The sequence below is a fragment of the Cupriavidus sp. GW823-FHT07A04 genome (assembly GCF_058794615.1).
Genome location: NZ_JBXAHA010000049.1, coordinates 1 through 5715, shown reverse-complemented (window position 1 = coordinate 5715; position 5715 = coordinate 1). Strand labels below are relative to the sequence as shown.

Here is a 5715-nt window from a genome sequence, read left to right as displayed (position 1 = left end):
TCGGGCCAGCCGATAGAAACTCTGTCTGCAGACGGCAACAGCCTCCTCGGGTCACGCGGTGACCCGAATGAACATTGGTCTTCCAGCACCGAACTACCATAGTCCGCAGCTCGGCGCCGGGAGCAATCAAGTGGAATATGCGGTGAACGCTGCCGCTCCGGCCCGCGCGCGCCAATCCGTCTTCACGTTGACGAGCGCCGGCTGTCCACGATCAACCGCCTCAAGCGCGCGTTGCAATGCGGCCGCGAGTTCTGTCGGATCCTCGACATACTCTCCGTGTCCACCCAGCGCAATCGCCATCTGATCGAAACGCGTATATCCGAGATCGCGCCCCGGCTTCTCCTGCTTCGGATCGGCGGTCCAGCCTCCGTTCAAGCTGATGACGACGAGCATGGGGAGGTTGTGGCGAACCGCCGTGTCGAACTCCATCGCATTGAGACCGAAGGAGCCATCACCATGCAGGACCACCACGCGGTTGCCTGGCTTGGCGACCTTGGCCCCAATGCCGAATGGCATACCGACGCCCATTGTGCCGAATGTACCGGAGTTCAGCCGGTGACCGGCCGTATAGGTAGGAATCGCTTGCCGACCAAAGTTAAGGATCTCCTGACCGTCAACCACCAGAATGTCTTCGCGGCGAACGATGTCCCTGATCTCCTTGCACAAGCGCAGGGGATGAATTGGGACTGACGCGTCGGCGAGCGAAGTCTCCTGCTTGGCAATGCGTGTCCGATTGTCGTCGTCGAGCTTGTTTCGCCATGCGGAGAATTGATCCGCATTCACCGTTCCCCGTGTAGCGTCCGTGAGCTGGCGCAGCACAATCTTGGCATCCCCCAGCAACCCGAGATCGAGTCGTGTGCTACGCGCCAGCTCCTGAGGGTCGACCTCGATACGGATAAGCTTGGCGTTCGCGTTGAAGCGCGGTGGTGCCGCATGATTGATTACATAGTTCATCCGCGTGCCAACGACGACGAAAACATCGGCCTCCCTGAATGCCAGCGAGCGGGACCCAGCGTAGAACAGCGGATCATCCTCGGGTACCACACCCCGTCCTTGCGGGGTAGTATAGAAAGGGATCCCCGTCTGACGAACAAAAGCCTGCAATTCCTGCGATGCATCGGCCCAAAGCACACCGCTGCCTGAGATGAGTACTGGCCGCTGCGCTGACTTCAACATCTCGACGGCGCTTTGGATCGCATCCGTATCCGCGCTACTGCGCACCTCTGTCTCAGGAGTCCAGGGATTTGGCCAGCGCACAGCTGCCTCGTCTACCTCGCGGTAGAGCACGTCGCCGGGGAGATCGAGGTAGACAGGGCCTCGCGTACCAGCCATGGCTTGGCGCACCGCCATGTCGATCAGTTCAGGGATCCGTTCGGTCTCATAAACCCGTGCGGCCCACTTGGTACACGGTTTCATGAGGGAGAGCTGATCGAACTCCTGAAACACGCCCCGTCCAGCGCCACCGATAGGGCTGGATCCCCCTAGCGCCACCACCGGCACACAATCCACCAGCGAATGAGCGAGCCCGGTCACCAAATTGGTGGTGCCTGGCCCCGACGCAGCCATGCAGAGGCCAGGCCGATTGAGCAGACGAGAGTATGCATGAGCGGCCATGGCGCCCGCTTGCTCGTGCCGTACATCAATTGGCCTTAGACCTTCCTTGATACAACTCCTCTCGACGCCATACATAGGCTCACCCATGATAAAAAAGAAAGCGTCAAATCCATGCCGCCGCAGGGCTTTGGCAACGAGCTCGGAGCCGGTGATATTCATGATTTCTGATCTCTCAAAATAAGTGCTTTGCCGTTTAGATCGCGCCTTGTGCACGAAGGCGTTCAATTTCTTCTTCGGGCAAGCCGAGCAGTTCTCGACAGACCTCTGCCGTGTGCTCGCCCAGCGCCGGCGACGCTTGGACCTTCACGTAACTGTCCGACATCTTGACCGGCCACCCAGGCATTACAAAATCGCCGCGCTGGTGATGCTTAACAGTCACGAAAATCTCGCGATCTCGCAGGTTTATATCCTCCGACAGCTCCATCGTGTCAAATACCGCTCCAGCCGGAACGCCAGCATCGCCCAGCAGGCGCATCACATCGTGCTTGGAATGCTGAGCTACCCACGGGGAGACGATGGCGTCGATTTCCTTAACATGGTTGGCACGGCCCTGAGGTGTGGCGAAGCGGGGATCCGCCTTCAGCTCCTCTCTACCAATCACCTCCAAGAGGCGGTGCCAGTGCATATTGCCAGCACGAGAACTATAGATGTAACAGTAGTCGTTGGGCCCACCACCCTTGCAGGGATAGACCTCGCTCGGAGCGGTAGTGCCAAGCACGACCTGGTTGCCGTTCCGCTCGCACGCCTTTCCCTGTAACGATTGGGCAGCGTATGCAATGCGGCAGAAGTTGATCATTGCATCTTGCATAGCAACCTGGACTAGCTGCCCACGGCCTGTGTGTTCGCGTTGGTAGAGTGCTGCAAGGACCCCAATGGCACAGTGCAAGCCAGTGCCCGTATCGCCGAGTGTTGGTCCCGGCTTCAAGGGACGTCCACCCGCCTCTCCCGTGATACTCATGATGCCGCCGGCTGCTTGTCCAATCATGTCGAACGCCAGATAGGACGCGAACGGGCTGTCCGGAGCGAAACCTTTAATTTGAGCGTAGATGAGTCTTGGGTTGATCTGAGATAAAACTTCATAAGAGAATCCAAGTCGCTCAATCGCTCCGGGAGCAAAATTCTCAATGAAGACGTCAGCGTCGCGCACCAGATCCAGCAGAATCTTTCTTCCTTCCTCACTTTTTAGATTCAGTGTTACGCTGCGCTTATTTGCATTGAGCAACATGAAATAGTATGAGTCAAATCCTGGCTTGTCCGTGGAAGCCCCTCGACCTTGCTCACCGCCGACGGGATTCTCTATTTTGATCACGTCGGCCCCAAGCCAAGCGAGCGCCTGCGTTACCGACGTGCCTGCCTCGAACTGTGTGAGGTCTATGACTCGCATACCGCGCAAGGCTGGATTTGAGCCCCCCCCAACTGCAACGTGCGGATCTTCCATCTGAATCGCTGCCGAATCTTTGGCTTTGTTCATTTTATCTATTGGTTCATTTAAACACTCGATGAGATATTAATTCATGCGAGAGTCTATTCAGTAAATTTACAATCCGAATAATAGCGATTATCATGCAAACATTATTCGGGAATAATTTCTGGAATACGTTGATGAATCTCTCGCGCTACTATTCTGGCCGGTGACCCATCACCTCCAACAATGCTAAGTGCTGCGCAGAAGATCTCCATCTCTTTGTCATGAAGAGCCGAGAGATTCGTGAGGTGCTCCGCAATCAGTATGCCGTGCGAAAGTAGCCGCCTGTGGACTGGAAAATCAAAACCCGGCTCCCGTCTCGCAAAAGGTAATTCGGGGGTGGGAACATCGAGACCGAGCATCTTGACGCCGTGCGCAATCATCCAGTCCGCAGCGTCAAGACTTAGGGACGGATGCTCGTCGTCATATTTTGCAGTACCTGCTAGCCTATGCCAACCAGTGTCCAAAAGCAGAATGTGGCCAGGTCGTAGTCGTCCTTCGAGTCCAGCAAGGTGGTGCGGCTCGATGAGGTTACCATCGCCGAGATCCACAAACCATACGATGCCGAGCCCACTGAGACGATCCAGTGGCACGTTCTCAAGCGCCGGCGCATCCAGGAAGAAGTGACGTGGTGAGTCAACATGTGTTCCGATATGGACAATCATATCCATGCGACTGACGTTTATCACATCCGTTGGCAAACTGCGGATCCGCTCAAAGACAGGCTTCGGAAAGGATGGGACTCGTGGCGTCTCGCTGCTAAGTGGATGCGAAAGATCGAGCCAGCTTCCAGTAGCCATATATGCATTGCCATCGGGGAACTCCTGCCACCCCTTCCACCCGTAGCCGCGCGGCAAATTGCAGTCACACATGTGATGTCTCCCAAATACTCGTGCCGATCCGTTCAATGCTGGGCGCGCAGTAACTCACCCAGGACTGCGATGTCCTTCAGTTCGGACAACTCTTCAATCATTGCAATCAGTATTTCAGGGTCTTCAACAACGCCCGCGGCATTAGCGCGGAACTTGGCACGTACCTCTTCATCGCTGAGCGGATTGCTGGGATCTCCCTTCGGGTAATACATTTCGCCTCGAAAGACGACGCCATCGTCCATTGTTACTTCCACCTGAGCCGGAAATTTCTCTGGATAGAGCTTCGTTAGCTCCTCGTCAGCAATGATCTCCACCTTATCCATGACACTGCGAACTCGCGGATCCTGGAACCGCTCCGGTTGGAACTGGCTCTGGGTGACTTGGCGGTCCACGAGTGCAATCGCCACACAGTAGGGAACGGATAGCCGTGCAGCCATCGTGGTGTCCACCAGCTTGCTGGAGAAGTGAGATTTTACCGTCGCATAGGTGCGCACTGTCACCCTGGCGATGTGAGCTGGGTCCAGTGCGTGCTCTGCCGTAATGCCAAGTGTCGCGCCGATTGGAGAATGGCTCGCGAGAATCGACGGAAAAAACTTGAATCCGTTATCGAGGATCATCCACTCCGTTCCGAGTCCTCTCGACAGCATTTGCATACGGGGTTCGAGGCTATATGCGGCAAGATATCCCTTGGGATGACCGAATATGTCAGGCGGACTCGTAACTCCCAGGTACGCCATTCGTGCCGCAAGTACGCCATTGAAGCCAGCCTTACCAGGGTGAAGACTCTTAGAGTCGTCTCCACTTTCAAAGAAAGTATTCAGCCCTGCAGCCTGCGTGCCGGCAAGACCAAATGCGGTCCTCATCTGCGATGGATCCAGTTTCAAGGCTCGTCCAGCGGCGGCGGCAGCGCCAAACGTTCCGTTTGTCGCAGTGGAATGCCAGAAACGATAGTGCGTAGGCATCACTGCCATCCCGACGCGAGCAGTGACCTCGTAACCGGCAACCAGGGCGGTGACGAGATCACGCCCATCGCCACGCATCTCCTCAGTCATCGCCAGCGCCGCCGGAACCACCACCGAACCGATATGAGCCAGCGCGCGCTTGTGCGTGTCGTCGTTGTCAGTCGCGTTAATGAGCATTCCATTACCGAGCGCAACAATGGCCGGATGGGATCGACCGCCACCTATGAGGCTTGCATTCCCCGTTGAGCCGAAATCCTCGACGATGCGCTGCGCAAGGACTGCCTTACGCCGGTCTTCCCGCCACGCTCCCATTGCGCATCCCACCGCGTCCAAGAGAAAGCGTGACGCCTGATGCACCACATCAGACGGCAGATCTTCATACCGCAATGCCGAAGCGAAGGTAGAAAGCGGAGCCGTTACGTTGTCGATCTGTGCCTGTGTCATGGTTTCCTCCTCACAATGGATGTAGTCTCAGTGCCGTGCGGATACAAGTCAAATGCCTATTTGGCCTAGCTGACTTAACCTGGGGCCAGCCGTTAGATGATGAACCATGAGGTAGCCTGAATGCACTGGACACCCCTGATTTCTAGATGGTGATCTAGTCGGGAAGTGTCAGTGCTGAAGAAGGCAAAACAGGTCTATTCGGAAGAACTCCGAGCGGATCCGCTAAACTGAGGCTGGAACAAGGGCAGACGCCGCTGTCAGCGGCGCAATGGTTAGCGCTCCTGACGAACAGGGTGTTCAAGGCGAAGGAGCCTGAGGCAGTCATGGCGCCAGGCGGGATCGGAGTGGCGGAACTGGC

General features: G+C 56.5%; 4 protein-coding genes. All 4 read right to left on the bottom strand.

Annotated elements, in window-relative coordinates; genetic code table 11:
* Positions 1-126 precede the first annotated feature (126 nt).
* Entirely contained in the window at positions 127-1839 is a 1713-nt protein-coding gene (locus AC1Q7Q_RS40270) for a thiamine pyrophosphate-binding protein (protein WP_492376788.1), read from the bottom strand.
* Positions 1808-3085, bottom strand: coding sequence for a CoA transferase (locus tag AC1Q7Q_RS40265; RefSeq protein ID WP_492376787.1), 1278 nt, complete (start codon positions 3083-3085; stop codon positions 1808-1810). Before AC1Q7Q_RS40265 ends, AC1Q7Q_RS40270 begins: the two co-directional genes overlap by 32 nt.
* A gap of 101 nt (positions 3086-3186) precedes the next feature.
* Positions 3187-3879, bottom strand: coding sequence for a cyclase family protein (locus AC1Q7Q_RS40260; RefSeq protein WP_492376789.1), 693 nt, complete (start codon positions 3877-3879; stop codon positions 3187-3189).
* Between the two features lie 104 nt (positions 3880-3983).
* The gene (locus AC1Q7Q_RS40255) at positions 3984-5357 is read right to left on the bottom strand and encodes an MmgE/PrpD family protein (protein WP_492376786.1); all 1374 of its coding nucleotides are present in this window, start codon (positions 5355-5357) and stop codon (positions 3984-3986) included.
* Positions 5358-5715: the final 358 nt, after the last annotated feature.

Excerpts from the sequence above, each read along its gene's own strand:
- AC1Q7Q_RS40255 (WP_492376786.1), bottom strand. The coding sequence starts at position 5,357 with ATGACACAGGCACAGATCGACAACGTAACGGCTCCGCTTTCTACCTTC.
- AC1Q7Q_RS40260 (WP_492376789.1), bottom strand. The coding sequence starts at position 3,879 with ATGGCTACTGGAAGCTGGCTCGATCTTTCGCATCCACTTAGCAGCGAG.
- AC1Q7Q_RS40265 (WP_492376787.1), bottom strand. The coding sequence starts at position 3,085 with ATGAACAAAGCCAAAGATTCGGCAGCGATTCAGATGGAAGATCCGCAC.